The sequence below is a fragment of the Ciceribacter sichuanensis genome (assembly GCF_024055605.1).
Taxonomy (GTDB): domain Bacteria; phylum Pseudomonadota; class Alphaproteobacteria; order Rhizobiales; family Rhizobiaceae; genus Allorhizobium; species Allorhizobium sichuanense.
The window spans coordinates 1-20,976 of record NZ_JAMXLX010000010.1 but is presented as its reverse complement, the minus strand read 5'-3'; the positions used below and the strand labels follow the sequence as shown (position 1 = coordinate 20,976).

Below are 20,976 nucleotides of genomic sequence, written 5' to 3'. Positions count from 1 at the left end.
GAAACCTCACACTTTCCACGGAGAGCTCTTGAACCAGCGAACGAGATAGGCGGTAGCGATGAGAATGCCGAAACCTGCGAGATTGGCTGCCGCTTCGGTCAAGAGGTTGCGCCCCGCCTGATCCAGCGCGATGCCGATGAGTTGGGCGACCACCATGCCGGTGATGAAGACAGCCAGCGATTGCTGCCCGACAACGGTCAGGACCCTGACGGTCCGGCCGCGCAGACGAGAGCCTTTCTCGCCGACGACATGGACGGCAATGTAGCAGAGCGCGAGAAAATGGACGAAGCGCAACGCTCCGAAATGGCTCTTGTCTGTGAGAAACGCGATCTCGTGAGCCGCGGTCTCGAAGAAAGGGTGCATTTCAAAGAACCGCACCCAGGCAAAAGGGACAGAGAGGAAAACCAAGGCAACGGCGAGAAGCATCAGCCGGCGGTCGAAACCGGGATGGGGCAGGCTTCCGCGCATCAGGAAAAAACCGGTGAAGAATAGCAGTTGCCAGCCGATAGGGCCGAAGAACCATGTTCGTTCGGACCAGGGTTCGGCCGAAAAACCGAAGAACCCGAATTGTTCGGCCAGCCAGAGACCGTTCATCAGTAGGAAAGGCAGCACCCGGTGAGAACGCTCCGCCAGCAGCATCACCGGCATGAGCGCCAGCACGACGATATACATCGGCAGGATATCGAAATAGTTCGGCACATAGCGCAGCGTCAGGAGTGAGCCCATCAGCGATCCGGGATCACGCATGAAGGGAAGAAGATTGAGGCCTTCGAGATAGGAGACACCGTCAGGGCGGGTGCCGGCCGCAGCCATGATTGCAACCAGCACAACGAAGACCGCAATATGGGCCCAGAAAATCTGCCAGATACGCTGTGCGACCCGTGCGACGAGCGCCAGCATCCCGGCCCTGTCGAACGTCGACCCGAATGCGATGGCGGAAGCCATTCCGGACTGAAAGACGAACATTTCCGTGGCATCGGAAAATCCGAAGCGAGCGGGAATCCACAGCGCCCAGCCGTCATAGGGAATATGCGCGATCAGAATGATGAGCATACCGACCCCACGAAAGAAATCGAGACGCGGGTCGCGGACTCCGCCAGCCGCGGTTTTGACTGCCGCCGCGCTAGAAAGCGCCTGCATAGGCTGCGGCATCGAACCGGCAGCAGATAAGACTGAAGCACCGGCGTTCTCGCGCGGCCGCAAGTTCGTTACGGAAATCATCGAGGGTCTCCACATTGATACCGTATCCGCCGAAGCCATGCGCCACGGCGGCAAAATCCGTCAGACCGAGCTCGACACCGATCGGCTGCAGACCCGCAGAAGCCTGCTTCAACGCGATCAGGGCGAGGCTCCGGTCCTGAAAGACGACGATCGTCAGAGGCAATTTCTGGTCTCGCACAGTGGCGAGTTCTCCGATCCCCATCTCGAGGCCGCCATCGCCCATGACGGCAAAAACGCGTCTTTCCGGCGCGGCGATGGCGGCGCCGATGGCAAGGGGAAGCGCCGCAGCCATGGTGCAGAAGCCCGCCGATTGCAGTAGGACAAGCGGCCTCTGCGCGACCCATTTCTGGGACAGCAATATGCGGTGCGCACCGCTGTCTACGGTCACGGTCGCGGCATCGCCGGCTTCTTCCTGCAAAGCCTCGACGATGGCATGAGGGCCCCAAGCCGGTGCCGAAGAAAAGACGCCGGCAAGCGCCGCCCGAGCCGCCACCGGCTCTCCATCCGCCCAGCCAGGGATACTGTTCCCTTTTATCACGAGCGCGTCGATGAAGGGCTTCAGCGGCGCAACAACCTGCATGCCGGCATGGTGCATGCCATGGTCGACTGCCGCTTCGGTGATCTCGATGAGCTTCGTGCCGTCTCCGGCGAAGTCCAGCCAACCGAGCCGCATCTCGATTGGATCGTAACCAATAGCAAGGATCAGATCGGCGAGTTGGCAAAGCGGCAGCAGGATGTCATCGGCGCGGGGTGAAAGACCCACCCCTCCAAGCGCAAGCGGGTGGCTTTCCGGGATGACGCCCTTGCCTTTGTAAGTCGTGAGAACGGGCGCTCCCAGCGCTTCGGCAAGAGACAGCAGGGAGGTCCCTGCTGCGGCGCGGCTTGCCTCGAAGCCAGCAAGAATAAGCGGGCGCTCCGCATGGCTGATCCGTTCCAGAACCGTGACTACGGCCGGATCGTCAAATCGTATTGCCGGACGCAATATGGCAGGAGGTGGAACAAGATGTCGCTCCGGGCCAGTCATCGCCGCGACGGTCGGAGAAAGATCGAGGTGCACCGGCCCCATTGGTGCGGTCGTCGCGATGGCGATGGCGCGGGCGACAGTGGAGGCCGCACTTTCCGCCTCGATCTCGAACGACGCCTTGACGATCGGGGCGAGCAGCCTTGCGTGATCGATAACCTGATGGGTGTATCTTCCTCTTGTAGAGCGATCGACGATGCCGGAAATCACGATCAGCGGTACGCGCTCCTGCAGGGCGTCGGCAATACCATTGACCGCATTCGCCAGTCCGGGACCGACCGTGGTGACGAGCAGCTGCGGCCTGCCCGAGACAACGGCAGCCCCGGCAGCCATGATGGCCGCAGCGGTTTCGTGACGGGCGAGATGAAAGGTAACGCCGGCCTTTTCGAGGCCATCCACCAAAGTCACAACCTCGCCTCCGGGCATTCCGAACGCATCAGTCACACCATGAGCGGCCAGGGTTTCAGCGACGCTGTCGGCCACCCGCACGACGGCGGGCAAGATGTTGCGGGGTGTCATTAAGTCCTCTCGTCAACGTGAATGCTGGGGAAATTGCCGCCGTTGGACAAAGCCTGTACGCCTTTGCCTATCAGCCTGTTTTCGGAGCCTGCCCAATGCTTGTACGCATTCCAGCCATCCTGTTTTGTGTCGGACTGTCCCTGCCCGCAACGGCGGCGGGAATGCCGTGTGGCGGCGACACCGCCTGCGTGGTGGAAGGCGGCGACTATCGGATCGAGATGCCGGGGAATAGCGACGTTCGCGGCGCCTATGTCTTCTTCCATGGATACAAGGGGTCTGCGGAACTGCAGATGCGCCAGCACCGTGACCTCGTGGAAACCGCGTTTGCTCATCACCTCGCCTTCGTGGCCGTGGACGGCATTGATGGAAGCTGGTCGGTTCCAAACGCTCCCAGCCAGGACCGCGATGAGTTCCGTTTCGTGTCGAACGTGCTCGATGACCTGAAAACACGCTATGGCTTTGGAGCCCAAAACACCGTAATCGGCGGATTTTCGCTCGGGGCTTCTATGGCCTACTATGCGACATGCCGCATGGGTAACCGGGTCAGCGCCATGGTAACGTTTTCCGGTGTCTTCTGGGATCCGCTGCCAGTGCCTTCCGAATGCGTTTCCGGGCAGCCGAAGGCCATCCATTTTCACGGCCGCGCTGACAGGACCTTTCCACTGAACGGCAGGGCGATCGGAAAATCGTATCATCAGGGCGGCGCGTTCAGAAGCGTGGCGGTTCTTCGCGAGGCGGCGAAATGCGATATCACGGCAGGGCGCAAGATCGTGATCGACGGCATCGAATGCGACGACGTCCCCGGATGCCAGCGCGGCAACAGTGTCTTGTGTATTCACGATGGCGGACATGAGGCGCGTGCGAACCTTCTCGATGCCGGTTTGCGGGAAGTCGGCTTCCCGGAATGAAAAATGCCGCCCGCATGAATACGGACGGCAATCGGGTTCAGCGACCGAAGGCGCGCACAACATAGGCGACGACGACGCCGAAGATGATGTGACCGAAGAGCGATGCCCAGGTCAGCGGAATGAAGCCGAGAAAGGGCGGAAACCCCGCGAACAGATGTGCCATCACATAGAGCGCAAACACCCAGAGCCCTGTACCAAAGCCGATACCTGTGAGCAGCAGGGGCAAATTCGGAAGGGCTATCCTCTGCAACGGGCGAGCAATGAAGAGGTAGCCGATCGGGTAGAAAATGATGCCGACGGTAGCATGGATAGCCTCGGCCACGAGCAAGTTGCTGAAGCCGAATACCGACTGCACCAGGGCCGCCGGCTCAAGCGGCCCGCCGACGAGGAAGGGCGTGACGAGCCGGGCCCATATTTCCCAGGAAATATCGGCAGCAAGACCTGCCGCGATGATCGTCCGAATCAAGCCGGGTTCGATGACGGGAAAGATGGACGGTTTATGCATATCATTGATCATGGTCATGGTGGTTTTCCTCCGGGTTCAGATGGGTTCAGGCGGATAGTCCCGATCCGACGGCTATCTCTATCGAACGAAGGAGCCGGTCCTCGGTCTTCAGGTGCCGGCGCACATCGCTTACCCGGGAAACGCCGGCGATATCGCCATTGCTACCCAGCGCTCGGGCAAGGGCCAGAACGAAGAAATCCCTCTGCGCGTTGCTGCCGCCGATCTTGGGCAGGTTGACCATCATGCGGTCGAGCATCTGCCGATCCGCAGGAGCGCCAAGACCGGCGAGCATGCGCGCAAGCGGCACACCGACCTCGGCGGCCACCCTGCCCTGATCTCCCGGGCCGAGAGCCCTGGCCTCGATCTCCGCGACCAGCGTTGCGGCGGCGTTGCGGTCGCCTATGGCGACGAGAGCTGCAAGGTTGTGAAGGGCGGCAAAGACGAGCGTGGTGTCCGTCTGGCGGCCGCGGGCCACTTCGGCGAGATCATGCCAGCGCGCGCCCGTATGGACGCCCATCTGGTTCAGCCTCCAGAGAAGCGAGACGGCATTGGCCATGTCGCGGAAATCATCGGTCGGCTGCGGACGGACCTCGTCGTCATAAAGCTCCAGCACACGGTCGTGATCGCCGCGCTCCAGATGAAGCAGCGCCAGATGCCAGGCCATATGAAAGGAAAAGTTGTTGCAGCGCGACCAGGCGCTCCGGCTGTCTTCCAGCCAGTCTATGCCTTCCGCGGTTTGTCCGCGCATTTCGTATACGTGGGAGACGGCATGCAGTCCCCAGGAATCGTCGGGCTGCAACGCGACCGCCTTCTGCCCAGCCTTCAGGGCCTCCTCGTAATACCCGGCCTCCTCCAGCGAGAAGGCATGGCAACCATGGATGAAGCCGGCGGCGGCGTTTGCGGGATCAAGGGCATCGATCGCCCGCCGCGCCGCATTGAGCATACCCGGCCCGTCACCCATCATGAACCGCAGCGCGTGGGAGAGCTTGAAGGGAAGAAATGTCGCAGGCCGTTCAGAAAAGCCGCTGTCGAGAAGATTGATCGCCTGGGTGAAGGAGCCACCTTCGGCAGCAGCCAGCGCCTCGACCAGAACGCGCTCGTCGCGGGATCCCCCGGAGCGTGCCGCAAGCGAGCGTCGGGCGTCGGCAAGAGCCTCGCCGGCGACGGTATTCAATTCCGAGCGCGCGAGAATGAGATTGGCAAAACCTTTCAGCGCATGAGCACCGACGTGATCGGGGTCGGCACGCAGGGCGGACTGCAGTGCAGCCCCCGTATTTGGCCGGTGCGTTGCAAGACCATGGACCGCATGTTCGAACGCGCGTCGTGCCTCGAGGCTTTCGGTGCTGGTATGCAGATCATAGGCATCACGGTTCATTTCAGTCTCCTTGAGTGGGCCAACGGACAGGGAGGTGATCCGGGCATCGTCGGTCGAGGGGCCGACTTTGGCGTTTACGAACGCGGCCCGGGGATCGTTACAGCGGAGCGCCTTTTTTCCGGCGCCGCATCGTTTTCGGGCGAGTGATATCAAGAAATCTTCGTGCTGGCGTAACGAACCGGCCTCGGCCAACGAACCCGATCCGGAAGAGCGCAAAGACAAAGGAGCGAACTATGCCCCGCCCGGAAACGGCAACAGACAAGCTCGGGATCGCCATAGAGGATCTCACCGATATCGCTGGAGAGGGAACCGACACGAGATGCGGCGATATCGTGACACCGGAGCTTCTCGATCTTCTCCGGAGCGGGATCGTGCTGACGGTTGCTCCCTCGATGTGGTGGCCGCATCTCCATGAAACGGAAAACTGGGAGTTCACGGTGCGGTCAGGTGCGGGAGAGCGTTTCCTAGCGCTCGATCAGAGAGGCTTCGGTCCGCTGGCAGTGGTCGATCCGAAGGAGATCGTTGTCCTGCACAGCGTGACGGACGTCTTCGTCTTTCAGTTATGGGGACGCCTGAGTCTGGTGGAATCCAAGGGCGCCCGTTTCGAACTCGTTCTCTGGCAGATCACTGCGACCCAACCCGACCTGCCGGCGCTGCTGAAGCGACGGATCAGGCAATTGCAGGAGACTGTCGACTGGCTCCGGCTGGAAGTCTCACTGAACCACGCGCAGCAATAACGACGCTCCCGAGCGGGACCAGCCGAAGGTGCAGGACATGTACATATACGCCAAGGCGATCCACGTTTTCGCGGTCGGAACACTGATCGGCGGCATGCTGTTCGTCGCCATCCTGTTGCGTCTGACTTCCGGCAAGGAGCAATCGCCCGATATGCAATGTCTGGTGCGCAGGGCGATATGGTGGGACAGCCGGATTTCGACCCCTGCCCTCTTCGTGGCCTGGGCAGCGGGGTTTTCGATGGCTGCCGATGCCGGCTGGTTCTATACCGGCTGGATGCTGCTCAAGCTGATACCTGTTGCGCTTCTGACCGGACTGCAGCTGTTTTCCGGCGCGATGCTGGAGAAGCTTGCTCTCGGCGGAAGGGACTATCGGTCCATTCGAAGTTATATGCCGGCAGTCGTTCTTCTGGCCTTCGCCCCGATCGTTTTTCTTGCTGTCGTCAAACCCTTCTGAGTGCTCGGACCATCTTCGGGCATCGCGCCGGATGGCTTACGCGGACCGGCGCGACATGCTCCTCTAGCGATCGGTTCCGGCCGAAAGGAGAGCACCTCCATGCGGCAGTTGCAGCAGAACCGCAGTGCGCAGGTTCTGCCCGGCCTGAGGAAATTTCAACCTGACTGCCTCCCCCCGATAGGTTCCAAGATGCCGAAGCGCGTGCACCACATGCGTATGGGCAAGCGTACTCCCACGGTTTTCACCGCGCGATACGGGAACGTTCTCGACTGCGGGATCGTAACGGACGAGCCAGATGTCGGCTGTCTGTCGAAAACCATGTTCGCGCCCGATCTCCACGGAGGAGCGGTTGACCGCGATGGCCGGGCCATCAAGCGGTTTCGCTCTCGATATGAGTTCCCGGGCTTCCGGCAAATTGTTGCCAACGGCGCTCGTCCGGCCGTTGAAAACCATCTGCGGAGTAAAGGGGCCGCGCAAGCCAAGCGCAGGTTCGTAGACCACCTGCCGTGCGGTGAACTCCTCCCGCCCATTGGTGTCCTTCCAGCCGAGATAATCCCAATACGTCACCGAAAAGCTGAGGACGAGAATCTTCCTGCCGCGGGCAAGTTCAATGAGATTGGCATTGGCAGGAGGGCAGGACGAGCAGCCCTGACTGGTGAAGAGTTCCACGACGGTCAGCGGCTGTTCGGCTGCGCGAACTGCCGCCCCCTGTGAGAGCGCGAAGCCCGCCGCCAGGATCTGCATAGCGATGGTTCTTGAAATCCGCATGAGAGCATTTCCCTTCCTGTTGCAAGGTCGCCAGGCCCCATCGGCCCGGCGTCTTTCATTCGCCCCGACAACGGGTCCTGTTACGCCTTCACTCAAACGTGAGGGCTCGTCTGCCAGGTCGCGCTCCGATTGGTCGACTTTACGGGAAGGCGTGGATTGTATTTTATATCAGTCGTTCTAAAACATACCGAGAGAGCTTAATCGAGCAATCACTCGGCCGTTCTTCCCGGAGATATCAGTGGGACGTCCCAGACAATTTGACGAGGAAGCCGCGCTCGACCTTGCTGTCGAGCAATTCTGGGAACATGGCTACGAAGCGACGTCGATCCGCGACCTTGCCGCCAGCATGGGCCTGACCACGGCAAGCCTCTACAATTCATTTGGCGATAAGCGATCCCTCTACCGCCAGTCGCTGAATTTTTATGTCGAACACAGCTTCGCGGATCGGGTGAACCGGTTCGAGGCAAGCCTGCCACCGCGTGATGCGGTCGAGGCCTTCTTTGCGGAAATCGTGGATCGGTCGCTGGCCGACCCGAAACGCAAGGGATGCATGCTGGTCAATTCGGCGCTCGAACTCGCCCCCCATGATCCTGAGTTCCAACGAATGATCGCGCAGGTGCTTGTTCGGGTAGAGGCCTTTTTCCAACGCTGCGTAGAGTCGGGTCAGGCCGACGGCACAATTTCCACCGCCCAGCCGTCCGCCGATCTGGCAAGGATGCTGCTCGCCGGGCTGCTCGGCATTCGTGTCCTTGCCCGCGTGCGCCCGGAGCGCGAACTTTTCGAGGGCATTGTGAGACCACTTCTTGCGATGCTCGATCCCACCATACCACCAGCGAAGGAGCTTTTGCCGTCATGATTGAACTCTACTACTGGCCAACGCCAAACGGGCACAAGATCACGATGTTTCTCGAAGAAGCCGGACTACCTTATGAGATCCATCCCGTGGACATCAGCGCCGGCGATCAGTTCAAGCCGGACTTCCTCGCTTTTTCGCCCAACAATCGCATGCCGGCAATTATCGATCGAGAACCTGCTGACGGCGGTGAGCCGATTACGGTATTCGAGTCCGGCGCGATCCTCGTCTATCTCGCGGAGAAGACGGGCAAATTCCTGCCACGGGATATTCGCGGGCGAAAAACTGTTCTGGAATGGCTCTTCTGGCAGGTCGGAGGCCTCGGGCCGATGGCCGGCCAGAACCATCACTTCGGTCTCTATGCACCGGAAAAACTGCCTTATGCGATCAGCCGCTATGTCAACGAAACCAATCGTCTCTACGGCGTTCTGGATCGGCGTCTGGAGGGCCGCTCCTTTATTGCGGGTGACGAGCTTTCGATTGCCGACATGGCCTGCTATCCATGGATCGTTCCGTGGAAGCGCCAGCAGCAGGATCTGTCCACGTTCCCGAATGTCGAGCGCTGGTTCAAGGCGATCGCCGAGCGGGACGCGACGCATCGAGCCTATGCCCGGGGCGAACCCTACGCCGCCCGGCCGGCCGTGACGAAGGACGGAAAGAAGATCCTGTTCGGCCAGAACGCCGCTAATACGGCACAACCCGGCGGGCGAACCGCAGACAATAGCCGCTGAAAAGGCCCGATCCGGCCGGCAGCGCCGATCCGGTGATCGAGGTGGAATACCTCATTCGCCACAAGATTGATGAAGGCCGGTAACAAAAGCCTCTCCCTATCCGTAAGGAACCGCAGGATGACCAATTCGGAACGGGAAATGGAATGGGCGAACATGATGCGCGCCGCCATCGGCGGCGACGCTCGCGCCTATCGTGATCTGCTTGTCACGATCACGCCGCACATCCGCTCGATAGCGCGAAGGCGCTGCGACCAGTTCGGTGTGCCAGTAAGCGAGGCTGAGGACGTGTTGCAGGAGGTCTTGCTAACCATCCATCTCAAACGCGGCAGCTGGGATGCCGACCGGCCGCTCGGCCCCTGGCTTGCTGTGATCGTCCGCAACAAGCTGATCGATGGCCTGCGCCGTCGCGGCCGGCATGTGAGCATTCCGATCGAAGACGTAGCCGCGACCCTCGGCGTTGACGACGGAGCGAACATCGGGAACCGGCTGGATGTCGAACGGATGCTGCAGACGCTTCGCGATCCTCAAAAAACGATCGTCCGCTCGATTTCGGTGGAAGGAGCAAGCGTTCGCGAGACCGCGACGCGGCTGAACATGACCGAAGTCGCGGTTCGGGTTTCCTTGCACCGCGCTCTCAAGGCGTTGTCCGCGCATTTTCGAGGGGGTGCCAATGGAGACGAATGAACTTATCGGAATTCTGGCAAGGGACCCGGGTCCGGTCGTACCGCTGAACCAGATCCTGATCAATGCGGGCTGTGCGGCCGTGCTGATGGCAGCAATCCTGTTCTTCATGATGATCGGCTTTCGCACCGATATCGGCCTGGCGATCCAAAGCGGCCGTTTTCTCTTCAAATTTGCCATAACCCTGGCGCTGGTTCTGTCGTCCTGCGCAGTGCTTATCCGGATTGGCAAGCCCGGAGTGCCGCTCGGTGGGGTAGCCGTGTTCCTCCTTTCGCCGCTTGCGCTGGCGCTGGTTTCAGCGGTTGCGGAATTGTGGGTGATGCCCGCTGATACATGGCTGGTGCGGGCCATCGGCCACAACGCGCTGAATTGCCTGACGTTGATCCCCCTGCTGTCGGCTGCGCCGCTTGCCTGCTTTCTTTACGGATTGCGGCACGGCGCCCCGCAGAACCCGGGACTGGCCGGACTTGTGGCGGGACTTGTCTCCGCCGGTATCGCCGCCACCTTCTACGCATCGAATTGCGATGACGACAGCCCGCTATTCGTTCTGTTGTGGTATTCTGTTTCCATCGCCTCCGTCGCACTGTGCGGCTACTTGGCCGGCCGGTTCATGTTGCGATGGTAAGCGATGATTGCAGCCGGTCGGCGTCAGTTCGACCGACCGGCATGGAGTGAAGATGAAGACCGACGACCTGATCAATCTTCTTGCCGAGGATGCTCCCGTATCTCGCAGCCTGACGCGCGGCCTTGCCATCGCTCTCGTGTCGGGTGCGCTGCTGTCTGGCCTCTTCCTGCTGGCCACCATCGGGATCAGGTCGGATATCGCCGAAGCGGTGCAAACGTTGCGGGTGATTTTCAAGATCGGGCTGACGTTCGTTTTGGCCGCAACCGCCTGCAATCTGGTTTTCAGGATCGGCAAGCCCGGCGTCGCGTTGAGGCCATCCGTCGTCCTGTTGTTCCTGCCTCTCGTGTTTCTGGGAGCTGGTGTCATCGCGGAGCTTTTCGTGACGCCCGCCGGCGAATGGAAAACGGCACTCGTCGGTCGCTATTCCGCGTTTTGCCTCGTCTACATTCCGCTGCTTTCGTTCGTGCCGCTTGCGGCATTCCTTCGGGCGCTGAAGGGCGGAGCGCCGGAAAATCCCGTCATGGCAGGCGCCGCTGCGGGCCTTGCGGCCGGGGCGATTGGTGCGGCCATCTATGCCTGGCACTGCCCGGACGACAGTCCACTGTTCATAGCGAGTTGGTACACCATCGCCGTCGCCTTTGTGACGCTGTGCGGCGGTCTGGCGGGCCGCTCCCTGTTGCGCTGGTAAGCCACCGGCTTTCCGTTCCCGAACATTCCCTGAGAACACAATCGCTGCCTCTGGCTGAAGGCTGGCATCCCGTGCCCCGTCCGGCACCTGCTGCGGGTCTCGGCAAGCGCGGTCGATCGTCAGCCCCGTTCCATCACCATTCCTCTTCGGTCAACACGGCTTGCGGTCCTGTCTTTTGCCGTCCGCGCTCTTCTGCATCGGTCTGCCCGGCATGAATGCCGCCAGACGTCCATCCCCGGCTTCACGGCTTCGTGAATGTAACCTGTAAAATAATTATTTAACAGTTACGAAATATATGTAACCGTCAATTGTTGAAAACAGAAGTTACGGAGATTTCCATGTACCATTCCCCATCCCAGTTGCCGGTTCTGGCGATTGCGGCTGTCGTTGCTGCGATTGCGGCCGCCGAGCCGGCGGTCGCAAGCCAGACCGTCCAATCCAAGACGGTGAAGATCAACGGAGTTGAGCTCTTCTACCGCGAAGCCGGGCCGTCCAACGCACCCACGGTGCTCCTGCTGCACGGTTTCCCGTCGTCGTCCCACATGTTTCGCAATCTCATTCCGCAGCTTTCGGAGCGCTATCATGTCATTGCGCCGGATTATCCGGGTTTTGGCCATACCGTGGCGCCCGCAAATTTCTCCTATACCTTCGCTTCCGTCGCGAATCTCATCGACACGTTTACGCAGACGATTGGCGTCAAACAGTATACGCTGTTCGTGCAGGACTATGGCGGTCCCGTCGGCTTCCGACTTGCCGTGAAGCATCCGGAACGTCTGCAGGGGCTCGTAATCCAGAATGCCGTTGCCAATGTCAAAGGGTGGAACCCCGATGCCGTCAAGCAGTTCGCCCCCTTCTGGAAAGAGCGCAACGCGGAAACCGAGAAGCCGATCCGGGCGCTCCTGACGGCCGATACGACCCGGTTCCAGTATGAACACGGCACGACAAGACCGCAGAACCTCTCTCCCGACGCCTGGACAATGGATCAAGCCGGCCTCGACCGGCCCGGCAACGATGCGATCCAGCTCGGTTACCTCTTTGATTACCAGAACAACGTCGCCGCCTATCCGGCCTGGGGCGAACTCCTGAAGAAACAGCAGCCGCCGACGCTGATCGTCTGGGGCAGGAACGACCCCTTCTTCACCATGAAAGGCGTCGAATATTTCCGCAACCTCCTGCCACAGGCCGTGGTGCATGATTACGATGCCGGACATTTCGCACTGGAAACCTATGGCGACGAGATTGCCGCGGAAACCCTGAATTTCCTCGACGCACTCCCTCGCAGGTGATGCTCTTCGGGAGGTGGCCCTGCCCCACCTCCCGTCTGCCTGTCGGAAATCGTATTATCGGCTTTCTAACATGGCCGTGAAGGACTACGTTGCCGGTAACCGTCAAACCGAGTTACAGAGGTTTCTGATCGTGACCCAGCATCCCCCGGGCGATTTTCGTGAAGGCATGCCGTTTCTCGGCGGCAGGCTGTGGATCGATCTCGTCAACACAAGATCCGACGCCTTGGGAGACCTCGTCTCCTCCTCCGAGGGCTGGCAGAGATGGGCGGTCGCAGCAGAGCTGGAGCCTGCGGCCGACGCCACTTCCGAGGCGGAGGAAGCGAGGGAATTGCGCAGTGCACTTACCAGACTGTTCGATCCCCTGATCGAAGGAAACCGGCTGCCGGCCGATGCGATCGGCGTTATCAATGCTCATTTGCGTCAGGCCGCAACATTTCCTGAGTTGTCCGCGCATGAGAGCCATCTCGCTTTCCGGCAGACACCCGTCGAGCCTTTGTCAGCGGTCGGCAAGATCACCGTCGACTTTGCGAATTTCATCGCCGATGGCTTCGAGCCGGCAAGACTCAGACATTGCTCCGGCGATGCCTGTACCCTTGTCTTCTATGACAGCTCACGCAATGGATCGCGACGGTGGTGCTCCATGGAGGTCTGCGGCAACCGCCACAAGGTCAAAAGCCATCGGGCGCGCAAGACGGACACGGAATAGCGCATGGCCACTTTTCCTTCGTGTATCAGATGCGCCCGTAATCCCGCCTGAAGGCTTCAGCCAGAAATGTTGCAAACGCGCGTGCCGCCGGCCTTGCCGCGCGCGCCGCAGCAAAAACCGCGTGGAGATCGATTGCGCCGAGATCCCATTCCGGCAGAACGTGAACAAGCCGCCCGGCATTAAGCTCGTCCCGTGGTAATCCCCCCGGCAATTAACGGGCTTCAAAAGTGGAATTTTCTCGCGCTTTATGGTCGATGAGTTTTTGATGAAGACGAGCAGATTCAGCGAAGCACAAATCCTTGCCATCCTTCACCAGGCGGAAGGTGGTGTCCCAGTCCCCGAGCTTTGCCGGGAACGTGGAATGAGCACGGCGTCCTTATACAAATGCCGATCCAAATACGGCGGCATTGACGCGTCGATGATCAGCCAGATGAAGGCTCTGGAGGATAAGAACCGTCGGCTGAAGAAGATGTATGCAGAGAGGAGCATGCAGGCATTCTTCCTCCCATGGAAGAGGAGAAATGACCAAGATCTATCGCCGCATGACTGCGCTTCTTCTGGCAATCCTCGTTATGGCCTCCGGTGTCGCAGTTTCCTATTCGCAAAACTCGAATGCCGAGGCTGGACAAACCGAAGAGGTCGCGGGCACCGTGGTGCGCTTTACCTCCGGCCCGACCAGCGTGGATGTCACGATCGGTAAAGACAATCCCACCGTGCGCGACTTGCTCTCCCTCCTGCCGGTCACGATCAGGCTAGAGGAATATGCCGGCCGCGAGAAGATTGGCTATTCCGAGCGCAAGCTGACCACTGACGGTTCGCCCGGTTCCGATCCCGAAGATGCGATCTCATTTACTTCGCACCATGGGGCAATCTCGGCTTTTACTACAACGCCTCCGGAATCAGCTTTTCGAACCAGACCATTCACATCGGAAAATACAGAGCATCGGCGGCCGAGCTTGAACGGCTTACACGCCAACCCGTCCGCATCGAGCGCATCCGCTAATTCAGGAACTCAGGAGATCATTATGATGAAGGATAAGGTCGTCATCATTACTGGAGCATTACCCGGTATTCGAGATGGCGAGAGTGTTTTTCCGCCACCTCCAGAATCCTTTCTTGCATAACGGCAATGTCAGTTTCGTTGGAGGCATAGCCCCTCTGCCGCCGAGATCCCGGTGCCTCTTGTGATCCATGGTTCCGAAGCACGTCCAATGGGCGACGAATACCGGCACGAAGCGTGTCTAGATACGCTGAGGCAAAGAGAGGGACCAATCGTTGTCGCGAGCATGTCCTATTCCGCAGCCATCGCCGGTGCGTACCCCGGTTCGCTCTCCTCATCCGTTTTTTGCTGATGGCCTCCAGTTTTCCGCGGTCTTATCCGAAACCACACAGCATAGAGGGCGGGGAGGAAGAGCAGGATCATTGCCGTTCCTGCAGCAGTTCCCCCGATCAGCGTGTAGGCCATCGATCCCCAAAACACCGAATGGGTCAGCGGAATGAACGCCAGGATTGCCGCGAGTGCCGTCAGAATGACGGGGCGTGTCCGCTGGACGGTCGCTTCGATGACAGCATGGTAGTCATCGAGACCAGCCGCCTGGTTCTCCTTGATCTGCTCGGTCAAGATCAGCGTGTTACGCATTAGGATCCCTGCCAGTCCGATCAGCCCCAGGATTGCGTTAAATCCGAAGGGTTGATTGAACAGGAGCAAGGTCGGGACAACGCCGGCAAGACCAAGCGGCGCCGTCAACATCACCATCGTCATGGTCGACAGACTACGAACCTGCAGGATGATGACGATCAATGTTGCGGCAATCATCAGCGGAAAGACCTGAACAAGGGCGACATTCGCCTTAAGTGATTCCTCGATGTTGCCGCCCATCTCGATACGGTATCCGACCGGAAGCGATGCTATCAGCGGCTGCAGAGCCTTCAACACCTGCTTCGAAACCTCCGGTGGTTGCGTCGCCTCATTGATGTCCGAGCGGATCGTGATGACCGGGATACGGTCGCGACGTTTCAGGATCGGCTCCTCGAACCGAATCTCGGAATGGCCGAGTTGATCCAGCGGAACCGGGCGACCATCCCTGCTCATCAGCGAGAAGTCGGCAAGCCGCGAAGGGTCGAGGCGGTTCTCGCCCGCGCTTCGCGCAACGACAGGGACGTTGCGGATGTTGTCACGCACCTGCGTAACAGGAATGCCGCTGAGCAGCATCTGCATCTGCTGGGCTGCTTCCGAAGGTGAAAGGCCAATCAGATTGAGCCTTTCCTGGTCGGGAACAAATCGTAGAACAGGTGTTCGGTTGCCCCAATCGCGGTTCGCCTGCCGGACATCGGGAACGGTCTTCATGAGGGCCAGAGCCTTTTCGGAGATCCTGTAGAGCTCATCCTGATCCGGTCCCATGATCCGGAACTCCACGGGAAATGGCGTGTAGGGACCGAAGACGAGTTGGGTCACACGCACGGAAGCCTCCGGAACGAGACCCTCCGCAATTACGCCTCGAAGACGGTGCTTCAGATCTTCTCGTGCATGGGCATCGGGGGTCAGCACGACGATCTTGGCGAAGGCGGGGTCAGGCAATTCCGGTGCCATGGCAAAGAAGAACCGAGGGGCGCCCTGCCCCATGTAGCTGGTAACGATTTTTGTTTCCGGCTGTGTCTGCAGCCAGTCTTCGACTTTCTTCACCGCTGATGTCGTCGCTTCAATGCTCGTGCCTTCGGGCATGCGCACTTCGACCAGTACCTCAGGTCGATCAGAGGTCGGGAAGAACTGCTGCTTGACACTTCCCATGCCGACGACCGACACGGCCATAGTGACACCGACCACTGCACAGGTTAGAAACTTGTGGCGGACCGCAAACTCGATGAGTGAGCGCAGGCGGCGGTAGTTGGGTGTATCGTAGATGGCGTGGTGTCCGCCCTCGACGGGCTTGATTTCGGGCAACATTTTAACACCCAGATAAGGCGTAAACGTCACGGCGACGATCCAGGAAACGATCAGAGCAAAACCCACGACCCAGAAGATATTGCCGGCGTACTCGCCAGCGGTCGACTTGGCGAAACCCACAGGCATCAGTCCGATAATCGTTACCAGGGTGCCAGACAGCATCGGTGCAGCCGTGTGGCTCCAAGCATAGGCGGCCGCCTTGATGCGGTCCATGCCCTCTTCCATTTTTACGACCATCACCTCAATGGCGATGATGGCGTCGTCAACGAGCAGCCCGAGCGCCAGAATAAGAGCGCCGAGTGTGATGCGGTCAAAAAAGCGACCAGTTTCCAGCATGATCAGAAAGACGACCGCAAGGGTGAGCGGCACGGTAAGCGCCACGACGATGCCGACACGCCAGCCGAGTGCAATCAGGCTTACGAACAGAACCACACCCAGCGCCATCGCGAACTTGAGCATGAATTCGCCGACGGCCTCGTCGATGTTGACGGCCTGATCGCTGACTTTGGTAAGCGACATGCCCAGCGGCAATGTCTGCGAGATCGCATTCGAGCGCGCTTCAAGTGCCTTGCCGAGATCAAGACCGTTCCAGCCAGCCTGCATCACGGCACCCAGCATGATTGTCGGCTCGCCTTCGTGGCGAATAATATAGGTCGCAGGATCCTGATAGCCGCGCCGTACCTCCGCCAGATCGGAGAGTTTGAGCGTTCGTCCACCAACAGCGATCGGGGTGTCGGCAATCGCCTGTACACTGTTATAAGCGCCATCAAACCGGATGAAGACCTGAGGCCCTCTTGTGTCGATTGCACCCGCGGGCGTGACGGTATTCTGTCTTTGCAAGGCTGCGGCGATATCCTGAGCGGATATGCCAAGCGTTGCAAGCTTGGCGAAGGAGAACTCGACGAAGATCTGTTCGGGGCGCTCGCCGATGATGTTGATCTTCTTGATACCGGGAACGTGCAACAGATCCTGGCGAATGACTTCGGCCTGACGCACGAGGTCGCGCATCGGCAGGCCCTTTGCCTTGAGAGCATAGAGACCGAAGCTCACATCGGAATACTCGTCGTTCACGAACGGACCCATCACGCCTGGGGGGAGATTCCGGGCTTCGTCACCGAGCTTTTTGCGAGCTTGATAGAACTCCTCGTCAACGGCAGAGGCCGGCGTATTGTCCTTCAGCGTGACCGTAAGGAACGCGTAACCCGGCCGCGTTGTCGTCTCGACACGATCATACCAGGTGAGTTCCTGGATACGCTTCTCAAGCGGCTCGGCAACGAGGTCCTGCATTTCGCGGGCAGTGGCACCTGGCCAAACCGACGTAACGGTCATGGTTTTGATGGTGAAGGATGGATCCTCGGCTCGCCCCAGCTTGACGAAGGCGTAGACGCCCGCAGCGGCAAGCAGGACGATGAAGAACAAGGTAATGGCACGTTCGCGAACGGCAATGGCGGAGAGATTGAAGCTCATCAGTTGGCCACCTCCCGCTGCACGCCGGTCCTGACCGTCGCGCCATCCTCAAGGAGATGCGCGCCGAGAGCGACGACCTGCTGGCCAACCTCGATCCCCGTGACAAACGCGGTCTCTTCGCCGATCCGCTTCACTTCAATCGGTGTGAACGTGACAGCCGAGGATCCGTTGATGACCCACACACCTGTCCGGGTGCCGTCATTGAGGATAGAACCCACCGGGACGGCAACCTCTGACTGGCGATCCGCATCCAGAATACTGACCGTGACCGTCGCGCCAAGCGGAGCAGAGGCAGCAGGACCTTCCAGGACATATCGTGCCTCGTAGGTTCGGGTCTGCGCGTCGGCAGAATCGGAGATCTGACGCAACCTGGCTTTCCCGCTGAGGCCATTGTTACCGTAGACACTTGCCTGCGCCTCTGATCCGACTTCGGGACGCAAGGTCTCAGGCAACCAGACAACCGCTTCTCGCGGACCTGCCTTTGCCAGTTCAACCACTGTCTGGCCCGCAGTCACCACTTGCCCCGGGTCCCCGAACGTGGCGACGACCGTTCCGTCCGAATCTGCCCGCAGAATTGTGTAGGTTGCCGCGTTCTCAGCCACCTCGGCGTCCGCTTCAGCGGCAGCCAGTTGGGCGCCGGCCGTATCGAGAGCCGCCTTTGCCTGTTCGTATCGCTGCGGAGTGGCAGCCAGGCCGTTCTTCACCAGAACAGCATAGCGTTTCTCGTCCGCCTGCGCCTGGACCAGCACAGCGCGTGCTGCCGTGACCGCATTTCGCCTGGCCGTGAGCGCCAGCTGCAGGTCGGTTTCGTCGATTCGCATCAGTGCCTGACCTTGGACCACCGACTGGCCCACATCGACCATTCGCTCAACAATCTTGCCCGGCACACGAAAGCCCAGATTGCTCTGGACGCGTGAGGCAACCGTTCCCGTAAATGAGCGCTCCGCCGTGCTGGTCGCGGTCGCCTGCGCCACTCTCACCAAGGGGGAGGTTGTCCTGGGGTCCACCGCCACGGCTGTTTGTTTCTGGGGCTCGACCATCAGGAAAAAGGCACCGGCTGTGCCAGCCACTGCGACAAGACCGGTTAGGGCCAGGACATGTTTGCGTTTCATTTTCAGTTCTCTCTTGACCAGCAGCCTCAACGAATTAGATTGCGATCTAACTCTATTGCTGTTATAGATGTCAATAGAAATCTAATTGGAGATCGATATGAGAGTGAGCAGGGCACAGGCTGAAGAAAATCGGGAAACCGTTATCAACGTCGCAAGCCGTCTGTTTCGCGAGTATGGTTTTGACGGGATTGGCCTGAAGGATTTGATGAAGGGTGCCGGCTTGACGCAGGGCGGGTTCTACAAGCAGTTCGCGTCGAAAGACCATCTCGCCGAACTTGCGTCGAGACGTGCAATGGAAAGCGCCACGAGGCGATGGTCAGCAGCGGCGGACGACTCCGATCCTCTCGAAGCTGTGATGGCGTTCTATCTCTCGAAGGATCACAGGGGAGAAAAAGCAGAAGGCTGCCCCCTGGTCGCACTGGGATCCGACGCGGCCCGCCAGAGCTTGGACGTCAGGCGGCCATTTGAAGACGGTATCCTTGCACACTTCGAGGTATTGGATGAGTTGCTGGGCGACAACAAGACCTCCGAACCAAGCAGCAGGGCTATGGCGATACTGTCGCTGATGGTGGGCGCGGTGACGCTGTCACGGATCATGGAGGACGAGACCATTTCGCAAGGCATCCTTGATGCCGTAGCAGGCGAGGTCAGGCGCATTGCGCGCAGCGACAGCGTTGCCTGAAGCCGGATCCGACGAACTGGCTTGAATTGAGCGGAGTTCGGTCACTGGGTTATCTGCGAAGCTCCGAAGGTACTGGATAAACTGCATGTCCGACAACAGGCGCTGACCCCATAGTCGGTCAGGATACCGAAGGCATGCCATTTTTTAATTGAAGACAGGTGGAAAGTATGCGTCGTATTGTTGTCACAGGAATGGGTGCTGTGAGCCCCCTTGGTGCAAATGTCGGGATTTCCTGGACGCGGCTTCTTGCGGGTCAAAGTGGAATTCGTCGACTGGGAGATGAGATCGTTGGGGATCTTCCTGCGAAAGTTGGAGGGGTCGTGCCCTCGATCGCCGAAGATCCGAAAGGCGGTTTTGATCCAGACAAGGTCATGGCTCCGAAGGACCAACGCAAGGTGGACAGGTTCATATTTTTTGCGTTGTCTGCCGCAGACGAGGCTCTCGCACAGGCGAACTGGAAGCCGAACTCGAATGAAGACCGGCTGCGAACCGCGACAATTATCGCGTCAGGCATCGGCGGCTTTCCTGCCATCACCGATGCGGTTCGCACCGTCGACCAACGCGGCGTCCGTCGTCTTTCGCCGTTTACGATACCGTCGTTTCTCGTCAACCTCGCAGCCGGCCAGGTGTCGATCCGCCATGGCTTCAAAGGCCCGCTCGGTGCGCCTGTCACCGCGTGCGCTGCCGGTGTCCAGGCAATCGGCGATGCTGCAAGGCTGATCCGCGCAAACGAGGCCGACATCGCGATTTGCGGCGGGACAGAGGCCTGCATGAACATCGTCAGTCTTGGGGGTTTTGCTGCCGCCCGATCTCTTTCGACTGGCTTCAACGAAACGCCGGGTCAGGCATCCCGCCCCTTCGACGCGAGGCGTGATGGCTTCGTCATGGGAGAAGGAGCCGGGATTCTGGTCATTGAAGCCCTGAGCCATGCGCTGGCGCGAGGTGCCACGCCACTAGCCGAACTCGTCGGATACGGAACGACAGCCGATGCCCATCACATCACCTCCGGGCCGGAGGACGGAAACGGTGCGCGCCGAGCCATGGAAATCGCCATCGCGCAGGCCGGCATTTCCGCGCGTGAGATAGGCCATCTGAACGCGCACGCAACGTCCACTCCGGTCGGGGACCTTGGGGAAATCAGGGCCATCAAGAGTGTGTTCGGTTCCGACAGATCGGTTGTAGTCAGCGGGACCAAATCGGCGACGGGACATTTGCTAGGCGCGGCCGGAGGACTGGAAGCTATCTTCGCGATCCTGGCGCTTCAGAACCAGACCGCGCCGCCGACCCTGAACCTGAACGATCCCGATCCTGAAACCGAGGGCATCGATATCGTGGCCAACCAGAAGCGCAGCCTTGATACCGGGTACGCGATAACGAATGGTTTTGGCTTCGGCGGGGTTAATGCCAGCGCCATTTTCAAGCGTTGGCCGGGTGGCAGTTCGGGACGCTCACCTTCCACTAGCTGAACTGAAGCAAACCGGTTTCAAAGGTAATCATCGAGAAAGCGGCCATGCATGACTCGCAGGCGAACGGCCACCTACGAGTTTGCTTCCGTCAGATTGCCGAGATGACCTTGCCCCGTTGACATAATCCATTTTGAAGTAAGCTCTGGCCCATTGAGAGGACCAGGGAATGAAGCGCAACCGTTTCACGGACGAACAGATTATCGGCATTCTGAAGGAGCACGAGGCGG

General features: G+C 59.7%; 21 protein-coding genes and 1 pseudogene. 14 read left to right on the top strand and 8 right to left on the bottom strand.

Annotation, left to right across the window (positions count from 1 at the left end; translation table 11 throughout):
- Positions 1–6 precede the first annotated feature (6 nt).
- Together NBH21_RS22475 and NBH21_RS22470 are read right to left on the bottom strand one after the other, a co-directional pair.
- Positions 7–1,140 carry an OpgC family protein gene (locus tag NBH21_RS22475; RefSeq protein WP_280924888.1) on the bottom strand — a complete coding sequence of 378 codons (1,134 nt, stop codon included), beginning with the start codon at positions 1,138–1,140 and terminating at the stop codon, positions 7–9.
- Positions 1,124–2,761, bottom strand: coding sequence for a thiamine pyrophosphate-binding protein (locus tag NBH21_RS22470; RefSeq protein WP_250913031.1), 1,638 nt, complete (start codon positions 2,759–2,761; stop codon positions 1,124–1,126). Before NBH21_RS22470 ends, NBH21_RS22475 begins: the two co-directional genes overlap by 17 nt.
- A gap of 95 nt (positions 2,762–2,856) precedes the next feature.
- On the opposite strand from NBH21_RS22470, the gene NBH21_RS22465 reads away from it, so the two are divergent.
- Positions 2,857–3,669, top strand: coding sequence for a CE1 family esterase (locus NBH21_RS22465; RefSeq protein ID WP_250913030.1), 813 nt, complete (start codon positions 2,857–2,859; stop codon positions 3,667–3,669).
- A 37-nt stretch (positions 3,670–3,706) separates the two neighbouring features.
- On the opposite strand, the gene NBH21_RS22460 is transcribed toward NBH21_RS22465, so the two are convergent.
- Both NBH21_RS22460 and NBH21_RS22455 read right to left on the bottom strand, forming a co-directional pair.
- On the bottom strand, positions 3,707–4,186 hold the full coding sequence (locus NBH21_RS22460) for a hypothetical protein (protein WP_425340469.1): 480 nt from the start codon (positions 4,184–4,186) through the stop codon (positions 3,707–3,709).
- A 34-nt stretch (positions 4,187–4,220) separates the two neighbouring features.
- A complete protein-coding gene (locus NBH21_RS22455) occupies positions 4,221–5,549 on the bottom strand; it encodes a tetratricopeptide repeat protein (protein WP_250913028.1) in 1,329 nt (442 codons plus the stop codon).
- 233 nt (positions 5,550–5,782) lie between these two features.
- On the opposite strand from NBH21_RS22455, the gene NBH21_RS22450 reads away from it, so the two are divergent.
- Together NBH21_RS22450 and NBH21_RS22445 are read left to right on the top strand one after the other, a co-directional pair.
- Positions 5,783–6,286, top strand: coding sequence for a hypothetical protein (locus NBH21_RS22450; RefSeq protein ID WP_250913027.1), 504 nt, complete (start codon positions 5,783–5,785; stop codon positions 6,284–6,286).
- Between the two features lie 37 nt (positions 6,287–6,323).
- On the top strand, positions 6,324–6,740 hold the full coding sequence (locus NBH21_RS22445; protein ID WP_250913026.1) for a CopD family protein: 417 nt from the start codon (positions 6,324–6,326) through the stop codon (positions 6,738–6,740).
- 63 nt (positions 6,741–6,803) lie between these two features.
- On the opposite strand, the gene NBH21_RS22440 is transcribed toward NBH21_RS22445, so the two are convergent.
- Entirely contained in the window at positions 6,804–7,508 is a 705-nt protein-coding gene (locus tag NBH21_RS22440; RefSeq protein WP_250913025.1) for a DUF1223 domain-containing protein, read from the bottom strand.
- Positions 7,509–7,746: 238 nt separating this feature from the next.
- Between NBH21_RS22440 and NBH21_RS22435 the strand changes: the two genes are divergently transcribed.
- From NBH21_RS22435 to NBH21_RS22405, 7 genes are all read left to right on the top strand, one after another.
- Positions 7,747–8,364 carry a TetR/AcrR family transcriptional regulator gene (locus tag NBH21_RS22435; protein ID WP_250913024.1) on the top strand — a complete coding sequence of 206 codons (618 nt, stop codon included), beginning with the start codon at positions 7,747–7,749 and terminating at the stop codon, positions 8,362–8,364.
- Entirely contained in the window at positions 8,361–9,092 is a 732-nt protein-coding gene (locus tag NBH21_RS22430) for a glutathione binding-like protein (RefSeq protein WP_250913023.1), read from the top strand. Before NBH21_RS22435 ends, NBH21_RS22430 begins: the two co-directional genes overlap by 4 nt.
- Positions 9,093–9,209: 117 nt before the next feature.
- Complete coding sequence (locus NBH21_RS22425) at positions 9,210–9,776, top strand: sigma-70 family RNA polymerase sigma factor (RefSeq protein WP_163897601.1); 567 nt, start codon at positions 9,210–9,212, stop codon at positions 9,774–9,776.
- Complete coding sequence (locus NBH21_RS22420; RefSeq protein WP_250913022.1) at positions 9,763–10,398, top strand: NrsF family protein; 636 nt, start codon at positions 9,763–9,765, stop codon at positions 10,396–10,398. Before NBH21_RS22425 ends, NBH21_RS22420 begins: the two co-directional genes overlap by 14 nt.
- 52 nt (positions 10,399–10,450) lie before the next feature.
- Positions 10,451–11,086: an NrsF family protein gene (locus tag NBH21_RS22415; RefSeq protein WP_250913021.1), complete on the top strand. Its 636-nt coding sequence runs from the start codon at positions 10,451–10,453 to the stop codon at positions 11,084–11,086.
- Positions 11,087–11,424: 338 nt separating this feature from the next.
- Positions 11,425–12,372: an alpha/beta fold hydrolase gene (locus tag NBH21_RS22410; protein WP_250913020.1), complete on the top strand. Its 948-nt coding sequence runs from the start codon at positions 11,425–11,427 to the stop codon at positions 12,370–12,372.
- 130 nt (positions 12,373–12,502) lie between these two features.
- Positions 12,503–13,078: a CGNR zinc finger domain-containing protein gene (locus NBH21_RS22405; RefSeq protein WP_250913019.1), complete on the top strand. Its 576-nt coding sequence runs from the start codon at positions 12,503–12,505 to the stop codon at positions 13,076–13,078.
- Between the two features lie 25 nt (positions 13,079–13,103).
- Here NBH21_RS22405 and NBH21_RS22400 read toward each other — a convergent pair whose 3' ends face one another.
- Positions 13,104–13,289: a LysR substrate-binding domain-containing protein gene (locus NBH21_RS22400; protein ID WP_250913018.1), complete on the bottom strand. Its 186-nt coding sequence runs from the start codon at positions 13,287–13,289 to the stop codon at positions 13,104–13,106.
- A gap of 54 nt (positions 13,290–13,343) precedes the next feature.
- Between NBH21_RS22400 and NBH21_RS22395 the strand changes: the two are divergent.
- A pseudogene (locus NBH21_RS22395) lies at positions 13,344–13,574 on the top strand (transposase); the annotation flags it as partial.
- Between the two features lie 25 nt (positions 13,575–13,599).
- On the top strand, positions 13,600–14,202 hold the full coding sequence (locus tag NBH21_RS26295; protein WP_425340468.1) for a cyclophilin-like fold protein: 603 nt from the start codon (positions 13,600–13,602) through the stop codon (positions 14,200–14,202).
- A 167-nt stretch (positions 14,203–14,369) separates the two neighbouring features.
- Here NBH21_RS26295 and NBH21_RS22380 read toward each other — a convergent pair whose 3' ends face one another.
- Positions 14,370–17,489 carry an efflux RND transporter permease subunit gene (locus NBH21_RS22380; RefSeq protein WP_250913017.1) on the bottom strand — a complete coding sequence of 1,040 codons (3,120 nt, stop codon included), beginning with the start codon at positions 17,487–17,489 and terminating at the stop codon, positions 14,370–14,372.
- Positions 17,489–18,601, bottom strand: coding sequence for an efflux RND transporter periplasmic adaptor subunit (locus tag NBH21_RS22375; RefSeq protein ID WP_250913016.1), 1,113 nt, complete (start codon positions 18,599–18,601; stop codon positions 17,489–17,491). Before NBH21_RS22375 ends, NBH21_RS22380 begins: the two co-directional genes overlap by 1 nt.
- Before the next feature lie 97 nt (positions 18,602–18,698).
- Here NBH21_RS22375 and NBH21_RS22370 point away from each other — a divergent pair, with 97 nt between their 5' ends.
- On the top strand, positions 18,699–19,283 hold the full coding sequence (locus tag NBH21_RS22370; protein ID WP_250913015.1) for a TetR/AcrR family transcriptional regulator: 585 nt from the start codon (positions 18,699–18,701) through the stop codon (positions 19,281–19,283).
- A 167-nt stretch (positions 19,284–19,450) separates the two neighbouring features.
- Complete coding sequence (fabF, locus tag NBH21_RS22365; RefSeq protein WP_250913014.1) at positions 19,451–20,749, top strand: beta-ketoacyl-ACP synthase II; 1,299 nt, start codon at positions 19,451–19,453, stop codon at positions 20,747–20,749.
- Positions 20,750–20,976 lie beyond the last annotated feature (227 nt).